21 protein-coding genes and 1 pseudogene are annotated in these 25,178 nt (G+C 70.1%); 11 read left to right on the forward strand and 11 right to left on the reverse strand.

What is annotated here, in order from left to right:
* Positions 1 to 22: 22 nt before the first annotated feature.
* From OHT77_RS17545 to OHT77_RS17565, 5 genes are all read right to left on the reverse strand, one after another.
* Positions 23 to 2,458 (reverse strand): galactose oxidase-like domain-containing protein, encoded by a 2,436-nt coding sequence (locus OHT77_RS17545; RefSeq protein ID WP_328829410.1) that lies wholly within the window; start codon positions 2,456 to 2,458, stop codon positions 23 to 25.
* Complete coding sequence (locus OHT77_RS17550) at positions 2,455 to 3,648, reverse strand: glycosyltransferase family 2 protein (RefSeq protein ID WP_328829411.1); 1,194 nt, start codon at positions 3,646 to 3,648, stop codon at positions 2,455 to 2,457. Before OHT77_RS17550 ends, OHT77_RS17545 begins: the two co-directional genes overlap by 4 nt.
* Positions 3,645 to 5,294, reverse strand: coding sequence for an ArnT family glycosyltransferase (locus OHT77_RS17555; protein ID WP_328829412.1), 1,650 nt, complete (start codon positions 5,292 to 5,294; stop codon positions 3,645 to 3,647). Before OHT77_RS17555 ends, OHT77_RS17550 begins: the two co-directional genes overlap by 4 nt.
* Complete coding sequence (locus tag OHT77_RS17560) at positions 5,291 to 6,559, reverse strand: glycosyltransferase (protein WP_328829413.1); 1,269 nt, start codon at positions 6,557 to 6,559, stop codon at positions 5,291 to 5,293. Before OHT77_RS17560 ends, OHT77_RS17555 begins: the two co-directional genes overlap by 4 nt.
* Positions 6,560 to 6,752: 193 nt before the next feature.
* Positions 6,753 to 8,783, reverse strand: coding sequence for a thioredoxin domain-containing protein (locus OHT77_RS17565; protein WP_328829414.1), 2,031 nt, complete (start codon positions 8,781 to 8,783; stop codon positions 6,753 to 6,755).
* Positions 8,784 to 8,942: 159 nt separating this feature from the next.
* Between OHT77_RS17565 and OHT77_RS17570 the strand changes: the two are divergent.
* Positions 8,943 to 12,146: pseudogene (locus OHT77_RS17570) on the forward strand (tetratricopeptide repeat protein).
* Positions 12,147 to 12,232: 86 nt separating this feature from the next.
* Here the strand turns inward: OHT77_RS17570 and OHT77_RS17575 are convergent.
* Both OHT77_RS17575 and mca read right to left on the reverse strand, forming a co-directional pair.
* Positions 12,233 to 12,523: a hypothetical protein gene (locus OHT77_RS17575; protein ID WP_328829415.1), complete on the reverse strand. Its 291-nt coding sequence runs from the start codon at positions 12,521 to 12,523 to the stop codon at positions 12,233 to 12,235.
* Entirely contained in the window at positions 12,516 to 13,376 is an 861-nt protein-coding gene (gene mca / locus OHT77_RS17580; RefSeq protein WP_328834265.1) for a mycothiol conjugate amidase Mca, read from the reverse strand. The genes OHT77_RS17575 and mca overlap by 8 nt, the downstream gene beginning before the upstream one ends.
* Positions 13,377 to 13,523: 147 nt before the next feature.
* Between mca and OHT77_RS17585 the strand changes: the two genes are divergently transcribed.
* Positions 13,524 to 13,922 carry a DUF4307 domain-containing protein gene (locus tag OHT77_RS17585; RefSeq protein WP_328829416.1) on the forward strand — a complete coding sequence of 133 codons (399 nt, stop codon included), beginning with the start codon at positions 13,524 to 13,526 and terminating at the stop codon, positions 13,920 to 13,922.
* A gap of 168 nt (positions 13,923 to 14,090) precedes the next feature.
* Positions 14,091 to 14,591 carry a transcription elongation factor GreA gene (greA, locus tag OHT77_RS17590; RefSeq protein ID WP_266771939.1) on the forward strand — a complete coding sequence of 167 codons (501 nt, stop codon included), beginning with the start codon at positions 14,091 to 14,093 and terminating at the stop codon, positions 14,589 to 14,591.
* Positions 14,592 to 14,659: 68 nt separating this feature from the next.
* On the opposite strand, the gene OHT77_RS17595 is transcribed toward greA, so the two are convergent.
* The 3 genes from OHT77_RS17595 to ilvA all read right to left on the reverse strand — a co-directional run bounded on the left by OHT77_RS17595 (position 14,660) and on the right by ilvA (position 17,941).
* On the reverse strand, positions 14,660 to 15,517 hold the full coding sequence (locus OHT77_RS17595) for an ABC transporter permease (protein ID WP_328829417.1): 858 nt from the start codon (positions 15,515 to 15,517) through the stop codon (positions 14,660 to 14,662).
* Positions 15,514 to 16,530, reverse strand: a complete 1,017-nt coding sequence (locus tag OHT77_RS17600) for an ATP-binding cassette domain-containing protein (RefSeq protein ID WP_328829418.1) — start codon at positions 16,528 to 16,530, stop codon at positions 15,514 to 15,516. The genes OHT77_RS17595 and OHT77_RS17600 overlap by 4 nt, the downstream gene beginning before the upstream one ends.
* 181 nt (positions 16,531 to 16,711) lie before the next feature.
* Positions 16,712 to 17,941: a threonine ammonia-lyase gene (gene ilvA / locus OHT77_RS17605; RefSeq protein ID WP_328829420.1), complete on the reverse strand. Its 1,230-nt coding sequence runs from the start codon at positions 17,939 to 17,941 to the stop codon at positions 16,712 to 16,714.
* 163 nt (positions 17,942 to 18,104) lie between these two features.
* On the opposite strand from ilvA, the gene OHT77_RS17610 reads away from it, so the two are divergent.
* The 3 genes from OHT77_RS17610 (at position 18,105) to OHT77_RS17620 (ending at position 19,524) form a co-directional block, all read left to right on the forward strand.
* Complete coding sequence (locus tag OHT77_RS17610) at positions 18,105 to 18,602, forward strand: MarR family winged helix-turn-helix transcriptional regulator (protein ID WP_266776710.1); 498 nt, start codon at positions 18,105 to 18,107, stop codon at positions 18,600 to 18,602.
* A gap of 135 nt (positions 18,603 to 18,737) precedes the next feature.
* Entirely contained in the window at positions 18,738 to 19,241 is a 504-nt protein-coding gene (locus OHT77_RS17615; RefSeq protein WP_328829421.1) for a sigma factor-like helix-turn-helix DNA-binding protein, read from the forward strand.
* Between the two features lie 34 nt (positions 19,242 to 19,275).
* Positions 19,276 to 19,524 (forward strand): hypothetical protein, encoded by a 249-nt coding sequence (locus OHT77_RS17620; RefSeq protein WP_266771930.1) that lies wholly within the window; start codon positions 19,276 to 19,278, stop codon positions 19,522 to 19,524.
* A gap of 13 nt (positions 19,525 to 19,537) precedes the next feature.
* On the opposite strand, the gene OHT77_RS17625 is transcribed toward OHT77_RS17620, so the two are convergent.
* On the reverse strand, positions 19,538 to 20,692 hold the full coding sequence (locus tag OHT77_RS17625) for a cystathionine gamma-synthase (RefSeq protein WP_328829423.1): 1,155 nt from the start codon (positions 20,690 to 20,692) through the stop codon (positions 19,538 to 19,540).
* A gap of 141 nt (positions 20,693 to 20,833) precedes the next feature.
* Here OHT77_RS17625 and OHT77_RS17630 point away from each other — a divergent pair, with 141 nt between their 5' ends.
* The 5 genes from OHT77_RS17630 (at position 20,834) to OHT77_RS17650 (ending at position 25,092) form a co-directional block, all read left to right on the forward strand.
* Positions 20,834 to 21,952 (forward strand): hypothetical protein, encoded by a 1,119-nt coding sequence (locus tag OHT77_RS17630; protein ID WP_328829424.1) that lies wholly within the window; start codon positions 20,834 to 20,836, stop codon positions 21,950 to 21,952.
* 126 nt (positions 21,953 to 22,078) lie between these two features.
* Complete coding sequence (msrA, locus tag OHT77_RS17635; protein WP_328829425.1) at positions 22,079 to 22,747, forward strand: peptide-methionine (S)-S-oxide reductase MsrA; 669 nt, start codon at positions 22,079 to 22,081, stop codon at positions 22,745 to 22,747.
* Complete coding sequence (locus tag OHT77_RS17640; RefSeq protein ID WP_328829426.1) at positions 22,740 to 23,189, forward strand: DUF4304 domain-containing protein; 450 nt, start codon at positions 22,740 to 22,742, stop codon at positions 23,187 to 23,189. Before msrA ends, OHT77_RS17640 begins: the two co-directional genes overlap by 8 nt.
* A gap of 157 nt (positions 23,190 to 23,346) precedes the next feature.
* Entirely contained in the window at positions 23,347 to 23,943 is a 597-nt protein-coding gene (locus OHT77_RS17645) for a DUF4291 domain-containing protein (protein WP_328829427.1), read from the forward strand.
* Between the two features lie 96 nt (positions 23,944 to 24,039).
* Positions 24,040 to 25,092 carry a threonine ammonia-lyase gene (locus OHT77_RS17650; protein ID WP_328829428.1) on the forward strand — a complete coding sequence of 351 codons (1,053 nt, stop codon included), beginning with the start codon at positions 24,040 to 24,042 and terminating at the stop codon, positions 25,090 to 25,092.
* Positions 25,093 to 25,178: the final 86 nt, after the last annotated feature.

Below are 25,178 nucleotides of genomic sequence, written 5' to 3' on the forward strand. Positions count from 1 at the left end.
TCCGACAGCCGCTGAACCAGCCCTACTTCTCGGCCGGCTTCACGGTCCTGACCGGCTTCACCGTCTTCACGTCACCCTTCCCGCACGCGACCCCGTCCTTGTTCGGGTCGAGGCCGAGCGGGTCGTCCTTGCCGTTGACCTTCAGGCGGCCGTAGGAATTCTGCTGAAGCCAGGTGCAGCGGGCGGCGGTCGACGTCCTCACCTCGGCCGGGAAGACCGTGGGGACGCAGACGTTGATCGTGCCGTAGTGGCGGTCGCAGCCGGAGATGGTCGGGCTGACCGGCTGGGAGGCGCGCTTCTTGCCGGGCTGGGTGACCTTGCCCTCCAGGGAGTCCGCGAAGGAGTGGACGTGGGCCGAGGCGGTGTCCGTGGTGAGGGCCGAAGGGCCTTGCAGATGGACCCACTTGGCCACCGACGGGACACCGTTGGCGTCGACCGCGAAGAGCATGTACCAGCCGGGCGGCGCCAGGTCGGGGTTGCTCGTCACGTTCAGGTCGACGGTGCTGCCGTCCACCGACAGGGGCAGGTCCACGAACCGCTGGTTCGGGTCCGAGGAGTGCGTGACCGCGGCCGGGCGGATCAACTCGGCCTTGGCGACGGGCCGGTCGACGGTGATCGTCTGGGTGTCGCCGTACTCCCACTCGGTGTCGATGACCGAAGTGATCGTCGGCCGCGTGCCCTTGAGGAGATACGGCGGGGTGTAGATCGACACGTTGTGGTTCCAGGTGCCGTTGCCCGGGTTGTCGCCGGTCGACATCACCCGGCCGTCCGGCAGCAGGAACGACGACGAGTGGTACCCGCGCGCCTGCGGATCGGCGGCCACCGGGTCGAACGTCGTGGTCGCCGGATCGAAGATCGACGCCTCGTAGACGGGGTTCGCGCGGTTGTGCAGCCCGCCGCCCGTCTCCAGCACCGTGCCGTCCGGCAGGACCACGACGGACACGTACATCTTGCCCTGGCTGCCCGTCTCGGCCACCGGACCGTTCCCCAAGTCCACCGTCCCCTGCGGGATTTGGGGGCCGACGGTGTAGGTCGGGTTGGCTTCCTTGAGGTCGATGATGTCGGTCAGCCGGTTCGCGTCCGGGTTGGAGTCGATGTTGCCGCCGCCGATGGTGAGGACCTTCTGGTCCTGCGCGGGAGGCAGCAACACGCTTGCGGACTGGTCGCGTTGGTCCTTGTTCTGGAGTCCCGCGACCGACGTGACGGTGTTCGCGGCGTAGTCGTAGATCGCGCTGCCGGTGCCCGGGATGTTGTTCCCGAAGACATGGCTGCCCGTGTAGAAGAGCCGTCCGTCCTGCATCAGGACCATCGACGGGTACAGCCCCCAGTACGACCAGGTCTGGTTGACCTGCGACAGCGGTAGCCACTTCTGCTGGGCGTCCGACCAGTACTCGGCGGTCACCGACCCCGTCGAGTCCTCGCGCAGCCCGCCGAAGGAGATGACGTCACCGTTGCCGAGCTCGGTCGCCGACGGGTACCAGTGACCGTCGTTGAGGTCGTTCGTCCTGCTGTACGTCTCCGTCTCCGGATCGAAGATGTACGAGTCCTTGTACCCCTCGTACCCGTGCCCGCCCGCGACCGGGAACGCCTTGTTGCCGCTGAGCACCAACACCCGGCCGTCCTGCAGCTGGATGTGGCCCGAGCAGAACATGTCCTTCGGGGTCGGGATCACCTTGTACGTCCCGGCGACCGGGTCGTAGACCGCGCTCGTGAACGTGCCCGCGTCGAACTGCTCCTCGCTGTTCCCGGAGCCCGCGATCAGCAGCACCTTGCCGTTGTTGAGGACGACGGAGTGCATCGAGCGCACCGGGTTCTGCGTGGGCAGCACGTCCCAGCGGCCGTTCGCGCACTCCTCGGCGGTCGCCGTGCAGGTCGCGGGCGGCAGCGTGTCCGGGACCTGGTCCATCGTGTAGTCGTCGGTGGTCGCGGACCCGGTGCCGTAGACCGAGACACCCCAGGTGATCCGGTCGGTACCGGCCGGGACTTCGGGGGTGCGGACCGTGGCCTGGGTCCAACTGCCCTGCATCTCCAGGGTCTTGAGGTCGGTCCAGTACTGCCACCCGGCCGTCGCGTCGTGCCGGAACAGCGTGATGTTCGCGTCCGGCGTCGTCGTCTTGTACCAGAGCCCGAGGTCGTACTGCCTGCCCGCCGTCACCACCGGCGCGCATCCCGTCGACTCGGTGATCAGCGCCTTGCGGTCGCCGTCCACCCGCCGCGTCACGGTGACCTTCATGGCCTTCGCACCGGAGTGCGCGTCCGAAGTCGTGGTGAAGTCGACGTCGTTGTCGCCCCAGCCGGACTTCTCCCAGCAGTACGGCATCCCGTCGCCGCCCGCCGTCTCGAAGCCCGGGTTGAGGACGAGGTTGGCGGCCTCGGCGGACTGCGGCGAGGTGAGCAGCAGTCCGGCGGTCAGCGTTCCCACCCCGAGGAACGCCGTTCTTCTGCGGTGCTTGTTCACGCGGCTCTCCTCGGTGCGGTACGGCTCTCACGTCCCCGGCGCGGGAGGTAGACCAGGGCCTCGGTTCCGACGAAGCGCAGGACGAACGTCATGACCAGCGCGAGCGCGGTCGCCGGTACGGCGCCCATGCCGAACTTATGGACGAACAGGGCGATCAGCGGGATCCGCAGCACCAGATCGGCGTTGGCGAGCAGTGCGAAGCGGCCCGTCCGGTCCCACCAGCTGCGGTGCCTGCGCCGGTCGCGGAACAGCAGGTGCTCGATCAGCAGGAAGTTCCAGGCCACGCCGAGCTGGTTGGCGAGGATCTCGGCGGGGACGTAGTGCAGGCCCGACTTGGTGAGCGCCCACAGGCCGACCAGGTTCGGTACGAAGCCGGTGGCGCCGATCAGGCCGAAGACCACCATGCGCGCGACCGGCGACGCTGTGCGCAGCCCGAGGAGGTGGCGGAGGAAGCGAAAGCCTTCCTGCGCCGTCGACTTGGACTCGCCGGCGAACCGGTCCTGGAAGACGAACGGCACCTCGGTGACCTCGCGCGGACGGCTGCGTACGGCGAGTTCGAGCAGGATCTTGTAGCCGAGCGGCTTGAGCGCCTCCGCCGTCACCGCACTGCGCCGGATCGCGAAGAAGCCGCTCATCGGGTCGCTGATACCGCGGAGTTTGCGCGGGAAGAGCGTCTTGGTCAGCCACGTCGCGCCACGGGACACGGCGATGCGGTAGCCGCCCGCGAGCCCTTCGCGGCTGCCGCCCTTGATGTACCGGGAGGCGACAACGAGTCCGGCGTGCGCGCGCTCGCCGGTGCCGACCAACTCCGGTACCAGGGACGGCGGATGCTGGAGATCGCCGTCCATGACGACGATCCAGTCGGACGTCGCCGCCTTGATGCCCTCGACGACCGCGCCCCCGAGCCCGCCGACCGGCTCCTCGCGGTGCAGCACGGTCACCGGGAACGGGCAGTCCTGCGCCGCCTCGGAGATCACCTCGGGGGTGTCGTCGGTGGAGTCGTCCACGAAGACGACCTCACAGGGCAGCCGGGTGGGCACCGATTCGGTGATCCGGTGCAGCAACTCCCGTACGTTCGCGGACTCGTTGAAGGTCGGGACGACGATGGTGACGGCACCGGGCTCGGCGATCTCGGCTCCGCGTACGGCCGGATCACCCAACTCGCCGGGGACCATGGACTCTTGGCTCATCGCTGGGCTCCCGCGGTCTCGGGCTGGATCTGCCGGATCTCGATGCGGTCGTCGCCGGTGCCGAAGGTGGCCACCGGGGTGGAGTGCTCGATCGCCGCCTTGACGTTGGGCAGGTCGACCGCGTCGCGCCGTACTGTCGGGGAGGCCACCACGTAGTCGATGTCCTTCCAGCCGTGCGGCATCGTCTTCGTGACGGCCGGGTCGAGGTCCGCCTTGTAGAACCAGATGACCCCGAGCCCGGGCCGGTACCCGGCGTGCACCAGGTCGAGCCAGAGCGCGTCGTCGACGAGGACCCGGGTGTCCTTCGGGTCCTTCACCTCGGTGGACAGCCACTTCGAGGCACCCCGGTAGGGCGCGTTCGCGTCGGCGGTCATCGCGGTGCGGTCGCCGTCGTACCACTTCGGTACGACGTAGATGCCGGCCGCGATCGCCAGGATCACGGCGAGCGTGTACCGCCCCCCGGTGACGTACCGTTTCTCCTCCTCCCCGCGCCATCTGCGCAGCACCGCGTGGACGACCGACGCGGTGCCCCCGGCCAGCACGAGCGCGAGGAACGGCAGCGCGCCGATGATGTACATCGCGGGCAGATAGCCGTTGGGCCGCAGCGAGACCAGGGCGAGGATCGCCACCGTCATCGCCGGTCCGGCCAGCGAGCGGGCGGTGACCGACCAGCGCCAGGTGAGCAGCAGGAGCACCGCCCCGGCGAGGCCGCCCAGCGGCAGGACACGGTCGTAGTACAGCCACGAGTGGAGGACGCCGTAGGAGCCGGAGGCCTGGTCGAGGATGAAGCCCGAACCCGGTCTCGTCATCTGGTAGGTCAGGCCGTCCCACAGCGAGACATGGCCGCTGCCCGGCACCAACTCGCCCTTGAGCAGGGCGAAGAGAGGGTACGAGCAGCCGATCAGCACGCAGGCGGTGATGGCCCCGGTGAGCGCGAACTTGCGGGTGTCGCGGTGTCCGTGGCGCCACATGGTGATCAGCAGCGCGGGCAGGACGACGAGCATCGTCTCCTTGGTGAGGACCGAGGCCGCGCCCGCGAGCCCTGCGCCGAAGTGGTGCCAGAGATGGCGACTTGGGGACGCGGCCAGGCAGAACGCGAGCAGCATCCACATCACGGCGATGTTGTCGAGGAAGATCTCCCGCTGGAGGATCACCGACAGCGGGGAGAGCCCGAAGAGCAGCATGGCCAGGCCCGCCGCCCAGCGCGGGAGCGAGAGCCGGCGGCCGAGGACGTACACGAGGACCGCGCTGATCCCGCTGATGACCAGCATGGCGAGGCGCATGGTGCCGACGGTCATCGAGCCGGGGCTGAAGTGCGCGGGGATCCAGGTGAGCAGGGCGATCTGGATCCAGCCGAGGGGCGGGTGGTCGTACCAGTACGTGTAGTGGGCCAGTCCGGTGCCCTGCTGGACGGCCCAGGCCTGGGCGAGGTAGGTGCCCTCGTCGTCGCTGAGCGTCGGGTAGTCGGCGATGTTCCAGCCCTGCACGACGAGGAGCGCCGCGAGGAGGAGACCGCAGAGGAGGAGGTCGGGGCGGGAGGAACGGAGCCGTGAAGGTGGCGTCGTTCGGCCCGCCGAACCGGTTTCAGGCGCAGGCTGCCGCTGCGCGGGGACCGTGGTGGTCACCGCGGGAAGGGTGGAAGTCACGCAGGAACGTCCTCTCGGATCACTGCGGGTTCGGTGAGGTGCGCGCCGACGTGGGAGGTCAACTCCCAGTCGTTACGGCCGCGTTGCTCACGCCACACTGCGCGGATCGCGGCTCCGGCGAGCAGCACCTGGTAGAAGGGGCCGCCCACCACGAGCTTCAGGTAGTGGACGGCGCGGACGCGCAGTCCGTACTGCTTGCCGAAGTCGTGCAGGCCGACGATCTCGAACACGAAGGTGACGGCGGCGGTGACCAGCGGCAGGAAGGTGAGGAACGCGATGCCCACCGGCACGTCCAGGAAGAGCGCGACCGCCGCGTTGAGCGGGATGATCACCCCGGAGAAGGCCTGCAGGAACGGGGTCATCAGCGTGTAGCGGGCGAGCAACCGCTGCCCGAATCCCGGGAGTTGGCGCCAGTCCTTCTTGCGGTAGACCTGAAGGAAGCCCTGGTTCCAGCGAGTTCGCTGCTTCAGCAACGACATCAGCGAGCCGGGGGTCTCCTCCCGGGTCACCATGTCGGAGTCGTAGGCGACGACGACCTTCTTGCCGACGCTGGACAGCCGGACGCCCAGGTCGCAGTCCTCGGCGAGGCAGTCGGGGTCCCAGCCGTCGGCCTCGCGCAGGGTGTCGGTGCGCACGAAGACGGTGTTGCCGCCCAGCGGGATGAACCCCTTCTGCGCGTGCAGATGCAGCCGGGACCTGAACCAGAAGAAGTACTCCAGGCAGTTGCGCAGGCTGTACCAGCTGGAGTGGAAGTTGATGAGCTGGACGCCCCCCTGCACCACGTCCGCTCCCGTCGTCCGGAACGCGTGGTCGACGTGCGCGAGCAGCTCCGGATGGACCTGGTCCTCGGCGTCGAAGACCCCGACGACATCGCCGCGGCAGTGCGGCAGCGCCGTGTTCATGGCCTTCGGCTTGTTCTTCTTCTCGTGCGTGTCGACGACGACGCGGACGCGCGGGTCGCGCTCGGCGGCGCTGTCGGCCACCGCCGCGGTCTCGGGGTCGTCGTGCCCCACGATCACGATGATCTCGAAGTCGGTGTGCGTGGACTCCAGCAGCCGCTGGATGGTGTGGTCGAGCACGGCCTGTTCGTGCCGGGCCGGCAGCAGCAACGAGAACGACACGTGCTCGTCCCCGTCCGGGCTGCTGAATCGGGTGGAGGCGAGCACTTCGGGCGTACGCCACGCGTGCATCTGCCACCACAGGGTGAAGGCGGCCATCCAGAACAAGGCCAGCGAAACGACGGCGATGAAGACAGACGTCAGCACTACAGATCCCCCCAGATCCCCATACCCCCTGGCGCGACGGTGAGTTGCATCCGTCGCGTCACGGAGCAGAGACTATGGACGGTCTGTGAAGCGGACAGCTGATTTCAGTGAAGAGCGTGTTTCGTCACCATGAGGCCCCCACATGACCATTTCTCGCACAGGTCGCGTTTGGGCCGGTTGCGGCGCTGATGTTTCACCTGCTCAGCGCGGTGCGCAGCCGCTCCTGGTCGGTCGTCGGCGCGTCACACGTGAAGTTACGGCAGACATACGCGGCCGGTTCACCGTCCACCAGCGGCCGGTCCGCGAGCAGCGGCAGCTCGTCACTCCCCGCGACCCCGAAGGCGACCACGGCCCCGGGAGCGGTCCCCAGAAGTGCCGTACGGTGCAGGGCTTTTGCGCCCTCGTCGTCGAGCGACGGTCCTACGACGGCGACCTCGCGCGGCCCGTCGAGGTACGCCTCGGCCACCGCGAGCCCCCATCCGATGAACCTCGGCACGCGCGGTCCGAGGGCCTTCACGACCCCCAACGCCCTTTCCGCGGCGGTGCGATGGGGTTCGGCGCCGGTCTGCGCGGCATAGCTCAGCAGGGCACCGGCGGCAGCGGTCCAGCCGGACGGGGTGGCGTTGTCGGTCGGGTCCTGCGGGCGCCGGATCAGCTGTTCGGCGTCGGAGGCGGTGTCGTAGAGCGCCCCGGACTCGTCGACGAACCCGGTGAGGACGTGGTCGAGCAGGAACCCGGCGAACTCCAGCCAGACCCCCTCCCCCGTGACCGACGCCAGCGCGAGGAAGCCCTCCGCGACATCGGCGTAGTCCTCCAACACCCCTGCGTTCGCGCCGACTTGGCCGTCCTTGCTGGTGCGGGCGAGCTTGGCGTGCTCGTCCAGGTGCAGGCGTACGAGGAGATCGGCGGCGGAGACGGCCGCCTCGACCAGGTCGGGGCGGTCGAAGTAGGCGCCGGTCTCGGCGAGCGCGGCGATCGCGAGGCCGTTCCAGGCGGCGACCACCTTGTCGTCACGGCCGGGGGCGGGACGCTGTGAACGGGCCTCCAGGAGACGGCTCTTGATCGAGGCGATCCTGTCGGCGTCGAAGACCCCTTCGTCCTGCGGGAGTTGAAGGACGGACTGCCCCTCCTCGAAGGTCCCGTCCTCGGTAACCCCGAAGTACTGGGCGGCGAGTCCGCCGTCCTCCTCGCCGAGAACCTCGGTGAGCTGCGCGGGAGTCCAGACGTAGTAGGCACCTTCGACGTGCTTGCCGGTCCCGTCGTCGCTGTCGGCGTCGAGGGCGGACGCGAACCCGCCCTCGGTGGTGCGGAGTTCACGCACGAGGAAGTCGGCGGTCTCCACGGCGACACGGCGGGCGAGATCGGAGCCCGTGCTGCGCCACAGGTGGGCGTAGACCCGGCAGAGCAGGGCGTTGTCGTAGAGCATCTTCTCGAAGTGCGGGACGGTCCACTCGCGGTCGACGGAGTAGCGCGCGAACCCGCCGGCGAGCTGGTCGTAGATGCCGCCGCGGGCCATGCGCTCGCAGGTGTCCCGGGCCATCTCCAGGGCACCCTCGGCGCCGGTGCGGGCGTGGTGGCGGAGCAGGAACTCCAGGGCCATGGACGGCGGGAACTTGGGCGCGCCGCCGAATCCGCCGCGCTGCGGGTCGTACTCCCGGGTGAGGCCGAGGAGGGCGCCGGACAGCTCCTCCTCGCCGGGGGCCTCGGTGCTGCCGTAGTCGATCTCGCGCTGGGACAGGTCCCGGGTGATCTTCCCGGCCACCTCGGCGACCTCGTCCCGCCGGTCGGTCCAGGCGCTGCGCACGCCTTCGAGGACCTGCCGGAAGGAGGGCATGCCGTGGCGGGGCGCGGGCGGGAAGTACGTGCCGAAGTAGAAGGGCTCGGCGTCCGGGGTGAGGAACACGGTCATGGGCCAGCCGCCCTGGCCGGTGGCCGCCTGCACGGCCTCCATGTAGACGGCGTCGACGTCCGGGCGCTCCTCGCGGTCGACCTTGACGCTGACGAAGTGCTCGTTGAGGTAGTCGGCGGTGGGCTGGTCCTCGAAGGACTCGTGGGCCATGACGTGGCACCAGTGGCAGCTGCTGTACCCGACGCTCAGCAGCACCGGTCTGTTCGTCCTCCGCGCCTCCTCGAAGGCCTCGGCCGACCAGGGCCACCAGGCGACGGGGTTGTCGGCGTGCTGGAGGAGGTAGGGGGACGTCTCGTGGGCCAGTCGGTTCGGCATACCCCCATCGTGCCTGACCGGAGCCGGGGCCCGCGGGACCGGCCGCCGGTTCCGTTTCCGGTTCCGGTCGGCGAACGGGTGATCGTCGCCCTCTCGCGCTCGCGCGCTCGCCGAAGGACACTCGTAGGCAAGGGAGTTGCCGCCGGAGGGGGACGTGACATGCGGGACGGGCATCGGACCGATGCCGAGCGGCTGTTGGCTCGGGCCGTGGAGGAGGAGGTGCGGCGCTCCGGCGGGCGCACGGACGGGCAGGTGCTGCTGGCGCGGTCCCGGGCCGCTCTGGACGCCATGGCGGAGACGGCGGCCGAGGAGTACGCGGCCTATACGGGGGCTCTCGACGAGGCGTCGGCGGGGCAGCTCACCTTCGGGCAGCGGTATGCGCAGGAGGGTGGCGGAACTCCCCTGCTGGTGGCGGCCGTTGCCGCCGTCGCGGCGGTGGTCGCCGACCTCGCCCTCGGCACCGGGACCGGTACGGCGTTCGGTGCCGGGGTGACCGTCGGTGTCGTGGGCGCGGCGGCGACCGTCGTGAAGGTGACCGCGTCGCATCTGCCCGCCGCGCATCACCGTGCCGGTGCCGTGAGCCAGCCCGGTGGGCCGGAGCAGCTGCGGTTGCAGTGGCTGACGGCGCTGGAGGTGCGCGGCATCCGGCCGTTCCTCGACCAGCAGCGGGTGCTGGCCGCCTCTACCGGGCCGACGCGGAAGCCGGGGCCGCAGTTGCGCGGTGCGGACAAGAGCGCGGCGGCGCGGCGGCGGAGTGTGCTGGAGCAGTCCTTCGGCCAACTCCCGGACGCGGTCGGCGTGTTCGCCGGGCGGCGGGCCGAGCTGGCCCGGATTCGGCAGCTGGTGCAGGCGGGGCGGGCAAGTACGGAGACCCGGCCGACCGTGGTCGTGCTGCACGGCGCGCCCGGTTCGGGGCGTACGACGCTCGCGGTGCGGGCCGCGCACGATCTGCGGGACCAGTTCCGCGGGGCCTGCGTGGTGGACCTGCGCGGCGACAGCCCGGGCGAGCCGCCGCTGCCCACCCGTGACGCCCTGCTGCACCTGCTGAACCGGCTCGGCGCGCCCCGCGAGCAGCTGCTGTTCCGCGAGCGCTCCTCGCCCGACCAACAGGTCAAGCGGCTGAGCGAGTTGTACCACCAGCACCTGACCGGTCTGCCGGTGACGATCGTCCTGGACGACGCCTCCGACATCGCGCAGGTGGCCACGCTGGTGCCCGAACGCTCGGACAGCCTGGTCGTGGTCACCGCCCGCAAGCCCCTCGACCTGCCCGCCGAACTCGCCGCCTGGGTGCACCAGTTGCCGGTGGAGTCGCTGGACGCGGCGGGCGCGGAGGAACTGCTCGGCGCGGCGGCGCAGGACGGCTCGGAGCCGTACGACGCCGAATCGGCTGACAGGATCAGGGAGTTGTGCGGCGGGCTGCCGCTCGCGCTGCGGATCGCCGGTTCGTCCCTCGGCGCGCGCTCACCGGGTCAACTCGCCACGGATCTCGGGGCGTACGGCCCGGTGGAGCCGGTCGAGCGGGCGTTGTGGCTGCGCTACACCGACCAGTCCGACCCGGCGCGCACGCTGCTGCGCCGGCTGGCGCTGGCCGGCCGGGCCTCGCTGGGCGCGGCAGCCGCGGCGGCCCTGCTGGGCGCCGACGAGGCCGAGGCCACCCGGCAGCTGACGGCCCTGTCCCGGGCAGGCCTCATCGACCACGTCCGCGGCACCCGCTACCGCCTGCACGACCTGGTCCGCGCCTTCGCCCTGGCCCGCCTCCTCGACGAGGAGGAGCCCTCGGAACGTACGGCCGCGCAGGAGCGGCTGATCGTGAACTACGGCGAACTCGCCGACTCCGTCCTGCGGTTGGTCGACGGCAACATGTCGACGCGCTCGGACCGCTTCGGCCCGCACGGCTTCACCTCGCTCGACGAGGCGCTGCGCTGGCTGGACGACGAGTCGAGCTTCATCACCTCCACGCTGCGGCACGCGGAGGGCGTCGACCAGGGTGCCGTACTGAATCTGCTGGGCGCGCTCTGCGACTACTGCCTGCTGCGCGGCGACCTCTACCGCCTCGGTGAGATCAGCGAGTTGGCGCAGGCCGTCGACCAGGGCCTGCTTGTCCGTTCGGTGCAGTGGCGCACCGGCATCGCGGCCCGGCAGCTCGGCGAACTCGACAAGGCACGCACCACGCTGACCTCGGTCGTCGACCTCTACATGGAGGCCCATCACGACGCGGGCGCCGCCCGTGCCCTCTGTTCGCTCGGCATCACCCTCCACCACCAGGGCAACCTCACCGAGGCGGCGGCGAAACTCCGCGAGGCCCTCGACCTGCAGGCGCCGCCCCAACTCGCCACCGACCGCGCCTGGACCATGCACGCGCTGGCCGCCGTCGAACGCGACCGGGCCCGACTCCCGGAAGCCATGCGGCTGTTGACCGAGTCCCTGGTCCTGCACCGCGCCGGCGAATCCGTCCACGGCGAGGCCTGGGCGCACTTCCAGCTGGGCCAACTCGGCCTGCGCATGGGCGACATCCCGCGCGCCGAGTCCGAACTCACCACCGCCCTCGGCCTCTACGGCCGCACCCGCGACGCCCGTGGCGAGGCCTGGGCGCTGACCCAGCTGGCCCGCGCCCGCCTCGTCGCCGGCGACCCGTCCCCCGCGATCGACGGCCTGCGCCAGGCCGCCGCCCGGCACCGCGACAACGAGGACGCGCGCGGCGAGGCCTGGACCGTCTACTACCTCGGCCAGGCCCTGGAGGAGACCGGCAACCTGGACCTCGCGGTCCGCGAGCTGGAACGCTCCCGCACGATGTTCTCCCGCATGCGCGATGTCTACGGCCTCGCCTGCGCCCGGCACCACTCGGCACGCGTGACCCGCGACCAGCGCGCCGCCCAGACGGGTTCGCTGCGCAACTCCGGGTTCGCCCGCCAGCTGCTGGTCGACGCCCGCGCCGACTTCCAGCGCATCGGCGTCGCCCACGGCGAGGCGTAGACCTGCCTGGAGCTCGCGGTCGTCGACGCGGGCAACGCCCGTACCCAACAGGCCCTGGCGCTGTGCGACGAGGCCGTAGGACTTTTCACCTCGTACGGCGACCACCGCGGCGAGGACTGGGCGCACTTCCTGCGCTCCACACTGCTGCCGTACGCGGCCCCCGGCGGGGTCGAGGTCGGCACGGCGGTCGCCCAGGAGGAACTGGCCCAGCTGGCCCGCACCCGGCATCCGCACCGCGACACGAAGCTCGACGACTACGTGGAGGCGTACCAGCTGCTGCTGGAGCGGGGCGTGAACCTGGACGCGGGCTGGCAGGCCTGGCGACTCGGCATGGTGCCGAGCCGGCATGCGCGGGAGGTGATGGGGGTGGCGGTGTCCGCCACCTCCTGAGAAGGGGTGGCGGCGGCCGGCACCCCCTGAGGGCAGGGGGTGATGGCGGCCGGCACCCCCGAGCACCGCTCGCGCAGGCCGGCGGGTCAGCCCTGCTTGGCCTTGGGTTCCGCCGGGGCGGCGGTCCCGGAGTCGGCCCGCGACTCGGCCTTGCCCTCGGTCTGCTCCCCGGACTCGGCCCGCGGATCCGAGGTCTCCTTGAAGTCGACCTTGTTCATCTGCTTGCTCATGGACTTCATCAGGCCCCAGACGGCCAGGGCCATCACCGCGAACACGATGAAGCCGAGGACGCCGGGGGTGACCTTGTTCTCGTCGACCTCGGCGAGGGGGACCAGGTGCGTCATTGCCAGGGCTGCGCTTGAGCTCATGTCAGGCATTGTCGCGGATGCCCGCAAAGAGGTCGTCCTCGGGGAGGGACGTAGCGACGAGGGACTTCGCCAGCTCGTACTCCTCGGTCGGCCAGACCTCCTTCTGGATCTCCATCGGCACCCGGAACCAGCCGCCGTCGGGGTCGATCTGCGTGGCGTGCGCGAGCAGCGCCTTGTCGCGGATCTCGAAGAACTCGGCGCACGGGATGTGCGTGGTCAGCACCCGCTCCGTCCGCTCGGCCTCGCTCCACCGCTTCAGCCAGTCCTCGTACGGCGACTCCAGGCCGCGCGCCAGCAGCGCGTTGTGCAGGGCCTCGGTGCGCTGCCGGTTGAAGCCCTGGTTGTAGTACAGCTTCTGCGGCTGGTACGCCGGGCCGTACTCCGACTCCGGGTACTTCGCGGTGTCCGTCGCGCCCTCGAAGGCCACCATCGAGATCTTGTGAGTCATGATGTGGTCGGGGTGCGGATAGCCGCCGTTCTCGTCGTAGGTGGTGATCACCTGCGGGCGGAACGAACGGATCTGCTTCACCAGCTCGCCGGCCGCCTTGTCGACGTCCTCCAGCGCGAAGCAGCCCTCGGGCAGCGGCGGCAGCGGGTCGCCCTCGGGCAGCCCCGAGTCGACGAAGCCGAGCCACTCCTGCTTGATGCCGAGGATCTCGCGGGCCTCGTCCATCTCCTTCTTGCGCACCTCGTGGATGTGCTCCTCGATGTACGTGTCGCCCTGCAGCTTCGGGTTGAGGATGGAGCCGCGCTCCCCACCCGTGCAGGTCACGACCAGCACGTCCACCCCCTCGGACACGTACTTCGCCATGGTGGCCGCGCCCTTGCTCGACTCGTCGTCGGGGTGTGCGTGGACGGCCATCAGTCGCAGCTGGTCAGTCAAGACTCAATCCTCAGTAAGTCGGCGCCCCGGTGTCCTGGGGTGCGATCGGCGCTTCTATAGTGACCGAATCCGGGGGCGAATAATTCCGGGGGCCCGCTTCCACGGCCCCTTGCCGAAAGGACGATCATGAGTACGGCGAGTGCGCGCCTGCCCGAGGGCCGTTACGGCCGCTCGTCGGACGAGCGTGCCGACCACAAGCTCAAGATCGCCGGCGCCGTCCTCGCCGCGCTGCTGCTCGCCCTCGTCGGGTACTTCGCCTACCACTACGTCGTCGAGGCCAAGATCAGCGCCGAGGTGATCACCTTCCAGGCCTCCGACAACGAGGTCAAGGTGCATCTCGAGGTCCACAAGGACTCCGGGACCACCGGCTACTGCACCCTGCGCTCCCAGGCCGCCGACCAGTCCGAGGTGGGCCGCGCCGACTTCCACTTCGGCGGCTCCGCAACCCGCATCGACCGGGTCGTCACCCTGCGCACCACGGCCAGGGGCACCACGGCCGAGCTGCTCGGGTGCCACACCGACTGACGTCACCCTCGTTACGTAGGCGTTGACCTGCATTGACGTATTTCTGACGGCTTATGTCCTCCCCCTGACGCCATTGAATTGTTAGGCTCGTGGTTTCGCCCTTCCATGAAGGAACATTCTTCTGGGTAGGGCGATGCTTTGTATTCCCAGTACCTACGAGGAGCACCTGTGACCCAGACCAGCGAAGACGTCACCTGGCTCACGCAGGAGGCGTACACCAAGCTCAAGGACGAGCTGGAGTACCTGTCTGGTCCCGCGCGCGCCGAGATCACCGTGAAGATCGCGGCTGCTCGCGAGGAGGGCGACCTGCGCGAGAACGGCGGGTACCACGCGGCCAAGGAGGAGCAGGGCAAGCAGGAGCTCCGCATCCGCCAGCTGACCCAGCTCCTGGAGAAGGCCAAGGTCGGCGAGGCTCCGGCGTCGGCGGACGGCGCGGTCGCGCCCGGCATGGTCGTGACGATCGCCTTCGACGGTGACGAGGACGACACGACGACCTTCCTGCTCGCCTCGCGCGAATACGCGAGCGCCGACATCGAGACCTACTCGCCGCAGTCCCCGCTGGGCTCCGGCGTGCTGGGCCACAAGGTGGGCGAGGTCGCGCAGTACGAACTGCCCAACGGCAAGAAGGCCTCCGTGACGATCCTCAGCGCCGAGCCGTACAACGGCTGACCCTCAGGACCCGCCCTTCGGCGAAGCCCCCGGCGACCTTGCGGCGCCGGGGGCTTCGCCGTGCGCCCTCAGGCCGTCGCCGAGCGGTACTTCCGCACCGCCAGGGTCCGGAATATGAGGATGATCAGGAGCGAGTAGATCAGTGAGGCCCAGACCGGGTGCACCATGGGCCAGGCGTCCGAGGGCGACTGTCCCGGGTTGGCGAAGAGCACCCGGCAGGCCTGCACGGTGGCGCTGAAGGGGTTCCACTCGGCGATGTGGCGCAGCCAGGGGGTCATGTTGCTGGTGTCCACGAACGCGTTCGAGATGAACGTCACCGGGAAGAGCCAGATCAGTCCGCCGGAGGTGGCGGCCTCGGGCGTACGGACGCTGAGGCCGATCAGGGCGCCGATCCAGGTGAACGCGTACCCGAGCAGGAGCAGCAGCCCGAAGGCGCCGAGGACCTTGCCCGCGTTGGTGCCGCCGTCCGAGCCGACCCGCCAGCCGACGAGCACGGCGACTATCGCGAGGACCAGCAGGGTCAGCGCGGTCTGCACGAGGTCCGCGAGGGTCCGCCCGGTGAGCACGGCGCCGCGCGCCATGGGCAGCGAGCGGAACCGGTCGATCAGGCCCTTGTGCATGTCGTCCGCGATGCCCGCGCCGGAGCTGGCGGTGGCGAACGTGACGGTCTGCGCGAAGATGCCGGCCATCAGGAAGTTCTTGTAGTCGGTGGCGCTGGTGCTGCCGCCGATCTGCATGGAACCGCCGAAGACGTAGGTGAACAGCACCACGAACATGATCGGCTGGATCAGTCCGAAGATGACCATCTCCGGGATGCGGGACATCCGGATGAGGTTGCGTTTGGCGACGACCAGCGAGTCGTGCACGGACTGGCCCAGCGCGCTGCTCGGCGCCGCGATCGGTGTGGCATCGGTGACGGCGCTCACTTCGCGGCCTCCTTCTTGTGCTTGCGGTCCTTGGGGTCCTGGGTGGCGTCCGTGCTGTTCTCCTCGTCCTTCTCCTCGGCCAGGTGGCCCGTCAGGGAGAGGAAGACGTCGTCGAGGGTGGGGCGGCGGAGGCCGATGTCGTCGATCTCGATGCCTCGGGAGTCGAGCTCGCGGATCACCTCGGCGAGGAGCTTCGCGCCGCCGGTGACGGGCACGGTGAGCTTGCGGGTGTGCTCCTCGACGGTGGTGTCGCCCTTGCCGAAGCCGAGCAGGACGTCGGAGGCGATCTGGATGTGGTCGCGCTCGTGCACGACGACCTCGACGCGCTCGCCGCCGGTGCGGGCCTTGAGCTGGTCGGAGGTGCCGCGGGCGATGACCCGGCCGTGGTCGACCACCGCGATGTCGTGCGCGAGGTGGTCGGCCTCCTCCAGATACTGGGTGGTGAGCAGGAGGGTCGTACCGCCGGAGACGAGCTGCTTGATGACCTCCCACAGCATCTGGCGGTTGCGCGGGTCGAGGCCGGTCGTCGGCTCGTCCATGAACATCACGGGCGGGGAGACGACGAGCGCCGCGGCCAGGTCGAGCCGGCGGCGCATGCCTCCGGAGTAGGTCTTGGCGGTGCGGTCGGCGGCGTCCGCGAGGTTGAACTGGTCGAGCAGCTGGTCGGCGCGGGCCTTCGCGGCCTTGGCCTTCATCTGGTAGAGCTGGCCGACCATCTGCAGGTTCTCCCTGCCGGTCAGGTATTCGTCGACCGCGGCGAACTGGCCGGAGAGGCCGATGGAGCGCCGCACTTCGTTGGGCTGCTTCAGCACGTCGAGTCCTGCCACGACCAGCTTGCCGCTGTCGGGGCGCAGCAGGGTGGTCAGACAGCGGACGGCGGTCGTCTTGCCCGCGCCGTTGGGCCCGAGGAGGCCCAGCACGGTGCCCTCGGGTACATCGAGGTCGACGCCGTCCAGAGCTTTCACATCGCCGAAGGTTTTCACCAGGCCTTCGGCATAGATGGCGCCTGGCATATCAGTCTCCACGTCGTCGGGGATGCTTTGAAAAGCCTAGGTTTGTGTCTTTTGTTCTGCCCAGGGGAGCGGCATGCTGCTGTCTGCGGGCGACATGAGACACACCATAACGCGATGTATCGCGTCTCTCAACAGGTTTTCTCGAACGAGTGACGGGACGGGTGGCGAAGGGGCTCCGACCTCAGTCGATGACGGTGTAGCCCGCGTCGCGCAGGGCGTGACCGACCTCGGCGCAGTGCACCGGACCCTTCGTCTCCAGATGCAGCTCGACCTCCGCCTCCGTGAGCCCGAGCCGTGGATCGGTCCGGACGTGGCTCACATCGAGGACGTTAGCGTCGACCACTGACAACACCCCGAGAAGCGTCGCGAGGGCACCGGGCCGGTCCGTGAGCCGCAGCGTCACGGCCAGGTAGCGGCCCTGCGCGGACATGCCGTGGCGCAGGATGCGGTTGAGCAGCAGCGGGTCGACGTTCCCGCCGGACAGCAGCGCGACGACCGGTCCCTCGAAACCCCGCGGATCGCTCAGCAGCGCCGCGACGGGGCTGGCGCCGGCCGGCTCGACGACCAGCTTGGCCCGCTCCAGGCACAGCAGCAGGGCGGCGGACAGCTCGTCCTCGGTGACCGTGCGGACCTCGTCGACCAGGTCGGCGACGATCCCGAACGGCACGTCGCCGGGGCGTCCGACCTTGATGCCGTCGGCCATCGTCGCCGGGTTCTGAACGGACAGCGGGCGTCCGGCGGCCAGTGAGGGCGGGAACGCGGCCGCGCCCGCCGCCTGGACGCCCACGATCCGTACGTCGGGCCGCAGCGCCTTCACGGCGACCGCGACTCCCGCAGCGAGCCCGCCACCGCCGATGCCGACGACGATCGTGCGCACTTCCGGGCACTGGTCGAGGATCTCCAGGCCGACCGTGCCCTGGCCCGCGATGATGTCGGGGTGGTCGAACGGGTGGATGAACACCGCGCCCGTCTCGTGGGCGTAGTCCTGCGCGGCGTGCAGCGTCTCGTCGACGACATGGCCGTGCAGGCGCACCTCGGCGCCGTACTCCTTGGTGGCGCTGATCTTCGGAAGGGGCGCGCCCTTGGGCATGAACACCGTGGAACGCACGCCCAGGAGTGAGGAGGCGAGGGCGACGCCCTGGGCGTGGTTGCCCGCGCTCGCGGCGACGACACCGGCGGCGCGCTCCTCGGGGAGCAGTCCCGCGATACGGACGTAGGCGCCGCGTAGTTTGAAGGAGCCGGTGCGCTGGAGGTTCTCGCACTTGAAGTGCACCGGCGAGCCGACGAGCTGGCTGAGGTGCCTGCTGCCTTCCATCGCGGTCACCCGCGCCACGCCCGTGAGCATCTTCTGGGCGCCGCGCACATCGTCGAGGGTGACGGGTCGCAAGGAGTCAGCCGTGCTGTAGCTCATGACTCAAGCATCGCAGTTCACAGGCGCGCGCCACGGCTGTGACCAACCTCCGAGACTGGTTTGCGCAGCGCCGGTACGGCCTGCCTTCCGGCCGCGTACCCTGTCCCCCAACCCAGCACCCCCTTCATGAAGCGAGCCTCCGGCCATGCCCACAACACCTGAAATGTCGATGGACATGACGACCGTCGGTGAACCCGGTCTCCTCGACACGCTGCAGCACGAGGTGGCGGTGTTCGCCCGCCGTGCCGAACAGACCCGGCTCGGCGGCGTCGGACAGGTGCGCAACTCCATGGACCGCGCCGCGTACCTGCTGCTCAACCGCCTGGACAAGGAAGGTCCGATGGGCGTCAAGGCGCTCGCCGCGAGCATGGGGATCGACTCCTCGACGGTCACCCGGCAGGTGGCGCCGCTCGTCGACACCGGGCTCGTCAAGCGCACCTCGCACCCCGAGGACGGCCGCGCGGTGGTGCTGCAACTGTCCCCGCGCGGGCAGTCGCGGCTGGAGGAAGTGCGGTCCTCCCGGCGTCAGTTGATGGAAGAGCTGACACACGACTGGGCACCGGAGGAGCGCGAGGCGTTCTGCGCGCTCCTCACACGCTTCAACAGCGCCCTCTCCGCGCGGATGGCCGTCCCGGGCACCGACACACCGTCCGCTTCCTGAAGGACGCGACTTCCCGAAGGGTGCGGGGCCCAGGCACACGCGCGTGGTGCCCTCCTGCCTTTCGTACCGAACTCTTGACCTCGCGACGGCCCTGGCCTCATATGAAACCGGGTCCTTCAGGGGGGAGGGTGCGCGGTGCGAGAACGGCAGGCGTTCCAAGGCGCCCGCCGGGCCCGGGAGTTCGAGGCGTTCGTCGCGGGCGCGGCAGGGCGGCTGCTGCATGCCGCCACGCTGCTGACCGCGGAGGCCCCGGACGACAACCCGCGCGCGCGGCGCCTGTTGACGCTGTCCCTGGCACACACGTACGCCAGCTGGGACCGGCTGCGCGGCGAGGACCCGTACGACCGTGCCCGGCAGTATCTGGCGACCCGGTTCGCCCGCGCCGCCTGGCACCAGTACGGCGGCCTCGGCAGGGGCCGCCCCCATCCCGGCAGCCCGCTGGGCGCCCTCGCGCCCCAGGAGCGGCTGATCGTCGTCCTCAGGCTGTACGAGGGAGTCGCCGAGGAGCAGGCCGCCGCGCTGCTCGGGCTGCCCCCGGAGCGGGTCCGGACGATCTGCGAGCGGGCGACGGCGCGGCTGCTGCATCCGCCGCGCGGTCCGGCGCCGAAGGTGGGCGGGGCCGAGGTGGTGCCGTCATGAGGCCCGGGAAGCCGTGGGACGGGGGTACGCGCGCGTGAACAGGCCCGAGCGGGAGGCCGCCGTACGGCGGATCATGGACCGGACTCCGCCGCAGGTGCCGCCGGAGCTGTACGCGGAGGTCGTGCGGCGCGGCGGCCGGATGCTGCGGCGCAGACGGGCCGCGCGGCGGCTGCTGTGGCTGTTGCTGTGGACGGCGGTCGTGGCGTTCACCGTGTGGGCGGTGATGGTCCATCCCTGGGTGGAGCCGCCATCGGAGACGACCCCACCCCTGACGGGTTGGTGAGACCGGCCGCGGGCTAGCCCAGGGCCTGCTGCAGGTCCTCCAGGAGGTCCTGCACGTTCTCGATGCCCACGGAGAGGCGCACGAGGTCGCCGGGGACCTCCAGGGCCGAGCCGGCCACGGACGCGTGCGTCATGCGTCCCGGGTGCTCGATCAGCGACTCGACGCCGCCCAGGGACTCGCCGAGCGTGAACACCTTGGCGCGGTTGCAGACCTCGACGGCCGCCTCCTCCCCGCCCTCGACCTGGAAGGAGACCATGCCGCCGAAGGCCCGCATCTGCTTGGCGGCGACCTCGTGACCGGGGTGGTCCGGGAGACCCGGGTAGAGGACGCGCGTCACGCGTGCGTGCCGGGTGAGCATGTCGGCGATCTTCGTGGCGTTCTCGCTGTGCCGGTCCATGCGCACCGACAGCGTCTTGGCGCCGCGCAGCACCAGCCAGGAGTCGAAGGGGCCGGCGACCGCGCCCATCGCGTTCTGGTGGTAGGCCAGTTCGTCGCCGAGCGCCTCGTCGGCCGCGATCAGCGCACCGCCGACCACATCCGAGTGGCCGCCCATGTACTTGGTCAGGGAGTGCACGACGACGTCCGCGCCGAGGGACAGCGGCTGCTGGAGGTACGGGGTCGCGAAGGTGTTGTCGACGACGAGCTTCGCGCCCGCGTCCCGGGCGATCTGCGCGACGACCGCGATGTCGGTGATGCCGAGCAGCGGATTCGAGGGGGTCTCGACCCAGACGACCTTCGTCTTCGGGGTGAGGGCCGCCCGTACCGACGCCGGGTCGCTGGTGTCGGCGACCGACCACTCGACGCCCCACCGGGAGACGACCTTCGCGAAGAGACGGAAGGTGCCGCCGTACGCGTCGTTCGGGATGACGACGTGGTCGCCGGGGCTGAGCAGCGTACGCAACAGGCAGTCCTCGGCCGCCAGTCCGGACGCGAACGCGAGGCCGCGGCGGCCGCCCTCGAGGGCGGCGAGGTTCTCTTCCAGGGCGGTCCTGGTGGGGTTGGCGCTGCGGCTGTACTCGTAGCCGCCGCGCAGACCGCCGACGCCGTCCTGCTTGTAGGTCGAGACCTGGTAGATCGGCGGGACCACCGCGCCGGTCAGGGGATCGGCGGTGTTGCCCGCGTGGATCGCGAGGGTCTCGAAGTGCTGACTGATGTGCCTGTCGCTCATGAGCCCCGAGCGTAGTGCGCTCGCGGGGTGCACGACGATCCGGAGGTTTTCCACAGGGCCGGAAGGCGGGTCGGCACCGGTTTTCCACAGGGCGGCGGATCGGGTTGGCCAATTGTCGGACGCGTCTGGTTCGCTGGAGGCATGGAGATTCTCTGGGTCCTGATGGCGCTGGTCTTGCTGGGCTTCGTGCTGGTCCCGTTCATGCGGCGCAGGCGCGGCATGATCGAGCGGGTCGCGCCCGGCCACCCCGACGCCGCGGACCCGGCGACGTACGGCTTCGTGCGCGAGGAGGAGCTGGACATCCGCATGCCCGGCCCCGACCAGGACCTGCTGGACGTCCTGGACCTGGTGCAGCGCACCCAGGACTACCGCGCGGCGATGCAGCTGCTGGCCGGCACCGAGATCACCGGTGAGCTGCGCTGGCAGCGCGTGCAGGCCTTCGCGGGCGCCGCGTCGCTGGAGCTGCAGCAGCGGCCCGGCGGGGTCAGCGAGACCCCGGGCGGGCAGTGGCTGCGGGTGTGGCGGCTCGAGCACCCGAAGGACGCGGGCGGCGCGGCCGTGCACGCGGAGTTCCTGGTGCAGCAGGCATGGCGCACGTCGACGCGGGGGACGGACGAGTTCCGGATCATCATGGAGGAGGCACGGGACGCCTGCGGACAGGCGGCACTGCTCTCCCCCGGTGACCCCGTGCCGTACATCGTCGAGCTGTCGGTGGCACGCGGACTGACCTATCCGCAGCCGGAGTTCGAGCAGCTGTGGCTGAAGATCCTGGACCGCGCTCCGGCGCACATGGGCGCGCATCTGGCGGCGCTGCACTACTGGTGCGAGAAGTGGCACGGCTCGCGCGAGCTGGCGAACTCGTTCGCGGAGGCGGCCGCCGCGCGGGCCCCGCAGGGCTCCCTCCTCGCCGCGATGCCGCTCTTCGCGGTCTTCGAGCACCTGCCCGAGGTGAACCTGGTCAGCAGCTTCTACCAGAGCGAGGTCGTCGAGAAGGCGATCCACGGCGCCCTCTTCGCCGTCCACGCGGCCCGCCCCGACGACCCGATGCTGGCGCACGTCCGCCATCTCCTGGTCTTCTTCCTGGTCCGCGCGGAGCGCTGGTCCGAGGCGATGAACCAGCTCATACACATCGACGGCCATGTCGGAGCCCTCCCCTGGACCCTGTCACCGGACCCGGCGGCGGAGTTCGCGGTGTACCGGGCGCTGGCGGTCGCGGGGTTCGAGGCGAACGGAGGGAGTCCGGCGAGTCTGCCGCACTGACGTGTTCCGGGGGGCGAGGGGGTTGGGCGGCGAGGGGGTCGTAACTTCGCAAACGTGGCGGAATTCTCGGCGGCTCTCGCCCGTTCAGGACATACGGACCCGTGGTGAGGCCCGATTGGAGACCGTATGTTCCTGCACAGCCGTACGCCCCAACTGCCGTCCCGCGAACAGGCTTTGCAGGGTCGGCCGGAGCGGGTGTTCACGGTCCCCGATCGGCACACGGTCCTCGGGACGCCGCTGCTCGGCCCCTACCCCGGGCACCTTGAGGTCGCCGATTTCGCCATGGGCTGCTTCTGGGGTGCGGAGCGGAAGTTCTGGCAGCTTCCGGTCGGGGTGTGGACCACACTGGTCGGCTACCAGGGCGGTTACACCGAGAACCCCATGTACGAGGAGGTCTGTTCGGGCCTGACCGGCCACACGGAGGTGGTCCGTGTGGTGTACGACCCGCAACTGATCTCGTACGACAGGCTCCTGCAGACGTTCTGGGAATCGCACAACCCGACCCAGGGCTTCCGCCAGGGCAACGACGTGGGCACGCAGTACCGTTCGGCGATCTACACCCACACCCCGGCCCAGGCAGCCGCGGCGGAGGCGTCGCGCACGGCCTACCAGCAGGTCCTCACACGCTCGCGCTACGGCACGATCAGCACGGAGATACTCCCGGCGGAGGGGCGGGAGTTCTATCCGGCCGAGGGGTATCACCAGCAGTACCTCGACAAGAATCCGGCGGGGTACTGCGGGATCGGCGGGACGGGTGTGTCCTGCCCGACAGGTGTGGCGCCGACCGATGGCTGACGGCTCCGCGCCGACCGCGCAGCAGGCGTTCACCGCGTTGATGCGGGCGCGGATCGCACCGGGGCTGCGGGCGCTCGGCTTCAAGGGGTCGGGGCGGACGTACGAGCTACCTCATCTGGAGACATGGGCGCTGATCGGTTTCCAGAAGGCGGCGCACAGTACGGCGGAGCACATCGAGTTCACGGTCAACGTGACCGTGGCCGACAAGCGCGGCTGGGCCCAGGCGCGCCGACGCGAACCGCACCTGCCGGCCCGCCCCAGCCCGAACACGGTGTACGGCGCCGCGGCCTGGCACAGCCGTATAGGCAGGCTCCTCCCCGCGAACCGCGACACCTGGTGGACGATCTCGGCCACGACCGACCCCGAGCCGGTTGCCCGAGGGGTCATCAGTGCGGTGACGGAGTACGCGTTGCCTGCGATCAGGGAGCGGCGGCGTGCGTGAGGGCGGGGTGCGTCGCAGGGAGCCGTAGCGAGGCGTAGAGAGAAATAGAGAGCCGCCGGGAACGGGAACGGTGCGGAAATGAAGGGCACCACAGGCAACGGCAACGGCAGCCGAAAACCAGTGGCTTCGTGATCTGCCCGCCCCCACCCTGTACGCCATGGAAGAACAACCGCAGCGCGGCATCCGTGCGGTCCACTCGGAAACCACGATCACCGTCTACCAGGCATATCCCCCGGAGATCGGCCTGCCGGCCGCGCGTGAGGGGCGGTTCGGCGGGGCGTGGAAGCGGGACCGGATGACGTGGATCAAGCCGTCGTTCCTGTGGATGATGTACCGCTGTGGCTGGGGCACGAAGGCGGGGCAGGAGACCGTCCTCGCTGTCGACATCACGCGCGAGGGTTTCGAGTGGGCGCTGCGGAACGCGTGCCTGTCGAGCTACGTCCGCGGGGTGCACCCCGATCTCGTCGGCTGGCAGCGGGAGTTGAGGAGTGCGCCCGCCCGTGTGCAGTGGGAACCGGAGCGGGATCTGCGTCTGCAGCCGCTGTCGTACCGCTCGTTGCAGCTCGGTCTCTCCGGGGAGGCGGTACGGCGTTACGCGGACGAGTGGACGGTCGGCATCCGCGATGTGACGCCACTGGCCCGCGAGATACACGCGCTCGTTCGCGGCGGCGACCTTGATTCGGCGGCGCGGTTGCTGCCTCAGGAGCGCGCCTATCCCGTGGGCGACGAACTCCTTGCCCACCTTCGGGGTTGACGGACCGCTCCGCCCAACGGACCGCCTCGCCCACCGGTCGTCGCAGGCATCCGCCCTTATGGAACAGCGGCTGTGCCGCCGTTACGCTGCTGCGTCGTGACGAAGACGCGTCTCGACATCGCTCGGATCCGGGCGGCCCTGCGGGTGATCGACCCGGTGTTTCTCGGTACTCCGCTGTATCGCTGCGAGGCGCTGGAGCCCGGGCTGGGGTGTGCGGTGAGTATCAAGCTGGAGACGGCCAACCCGGTGCGGAGTTTCAAGGGGCGCGGTACCGAGGTGGTCGCGAGTCTGCTTGCCGAGCGGGGGCCGCGGGCCGCGGTGTGTGCCAGTGCGGGCAATCTCGGGCAGGCCCTTGCCTGGTCCGGTCGTGGACGGGGGCTCGAGGTGACCGTCGTGGCGTCCCGTTTCGCGACGGTGGCCAAGTTGGACCGTATTCGCGCGCTGGGTGCCCGGCTGGAACTGGTGGACGGGGACCACGAGTTGGCGCGTGAGTGGGCGGCGGCCATCGCGCGGTACGAGGGCATCCGGCTGGTCGAGGACAGTCTGGACCTCGAGACCTGCGAGGGGGCGGCGACCATCGGTCTGGAACTGGTGGAAGCGCTGGGGCGGGCGGAGTTGACGGAGCCCACGGAACTCACAGAAGCCACGGAACCCACTGAACTGGCAGGCACCGCGCGGCCGTTCGACACCGTGCTGATCGCGCTCGGTGGTGGGGCGCTGGCCACCGGTGTGGGGCATGTGCTGAAGGTCCTGGCGCCGAGTGTCGAGGTGATCTGCGTCCAGCCGTCGGGCGCGCCGGCGATGACGCGGTCGTGGCACGCGCGCCGTGTCGTCACCACCGACTCGACCGACACCATCGCCGACGGTGTCGCCGGGCGGTACCCGATCCCGGCCGTCCTGGACGATCTCCTGCTCGTCGCCGACGACGCCGTCCTCGTCCGGGAGGCATCGATCGTCGCCGGTATGCGGATGCTCCACGACCACGCGGGCCTCGTCGTCGAACCGTCGGCCGCGCTCGGCATCGCGGCGATCCTGGAGGACCGGGACCGTTTCGCCGGCCGGCATGTGGTCACCGTTGTGTGCGGCAGCAATGTCGATGCGGATGCCTACCGGCGGTGGGTCGGCGGGGACACCGTCAGCCGGTCATGACGACTGCCTGGCCGACTGACCCTGCCAAGGCCCCGCGGCCCAGCCCATAAGAGCCAGGCCACCGGACCCAGTCAAAGGCTCAGCTC

The organism is Streptomyces sp. NBC_00252 (genome assembly GCF_036187565.1).
GTDB lineage: Bacteria > Actinomycetota > Actinomycetes > Streptomycetales > Streptomycetaceae > Streptomyces.

Coding starts and splice junctions, on each gene's coding strand:
- OHT77_RS17550 (WP_328829411.1), bottom strand. CDS start 3,648: ATGAGCCAAGAGTCCATGGTCCCCGGCGAGTTGGGTGATCCGGCCGTA.
- OHT77_RS17565 (WP_328829414.1), bottom strand. CDS start 8,783: ATGCCGAACCGACTGGCCCACGAGACGTCCCCCTACCTCCTCCAGCAC.
- OHT77_RS17575 (WP_328829415.1), bottom strand. CDS start 12,523: ATGCCTGACATGAGCTCAAGCGCAGCCCTGGCAATGACGCACCTGGTC.
- mca (WP_328834265.1), bottom strand. CDS start 13,376: ATGGCCGTCCACGCACACCCCGACGACGAGTCGAGCAAGGGCGCGGCC.
- OHT77_RS17585 (WP_328829416.1), top strand. CDS start 13,524: ATGAGTACGGCGAGTGCGCGCCTGCCCGAGGGCCGTTACGGCCGCTCG.
- OHT77_RS17600 (WP_328829418.1), bottom strand. CDS start 16,530: ATGCCAGGCGCCATCTATGCCGAAGGCCTGGTGAAAACCTTCGGCGAT.
- ilvA (WP_328829420.1), bottom strand. CDS start 17,941: ATGAGCTACAGCACGGCTGACTCCTTGCGACCCGTCACCCTCGACGAT.
- OHT77_RS17610 (WP_266776710.1), top strand. CDS start 18,105: ATGTCGATGGACATGACGACCGTCGGTGAACCCGGTCTCCTCGACACG.
- OHT77_RS17625 (WP_328829423.1), bottom strand. CDS start 20,692: ATGAGCGACAGGCACATCAGTCAGCACTTCGAGACCCTCGCGATCCAC.
- OHT77_RS17630 (WP_328829424.1), top strand. CDS start 20,834: ATGGAGATTCTCTGGGTCCTGATGGCGCTGGTCTTGCTGGGCTTCGTG.
- msrA (WP_328829425.1), top strand. CDS start 22,079: ATGTTCCTGCACAGCCGTACGCCCCAACTGCCGTCCCGCGAACAGGCT.
- OHT77_RS17640 (WP_328829426.1), top strand. CDS start 22,740: ATGGCTGACGGCTCCGCGCCGACCGCGCAGCAGGCGTTCACCGCGTTG.
- OHT77_RS17645 (WP_328829427.1), top strand. CDS start 23,347: ATGGAAGAACAACCGCAGCGCGGCATCCGTGCGGTCCACTCGGAAACC.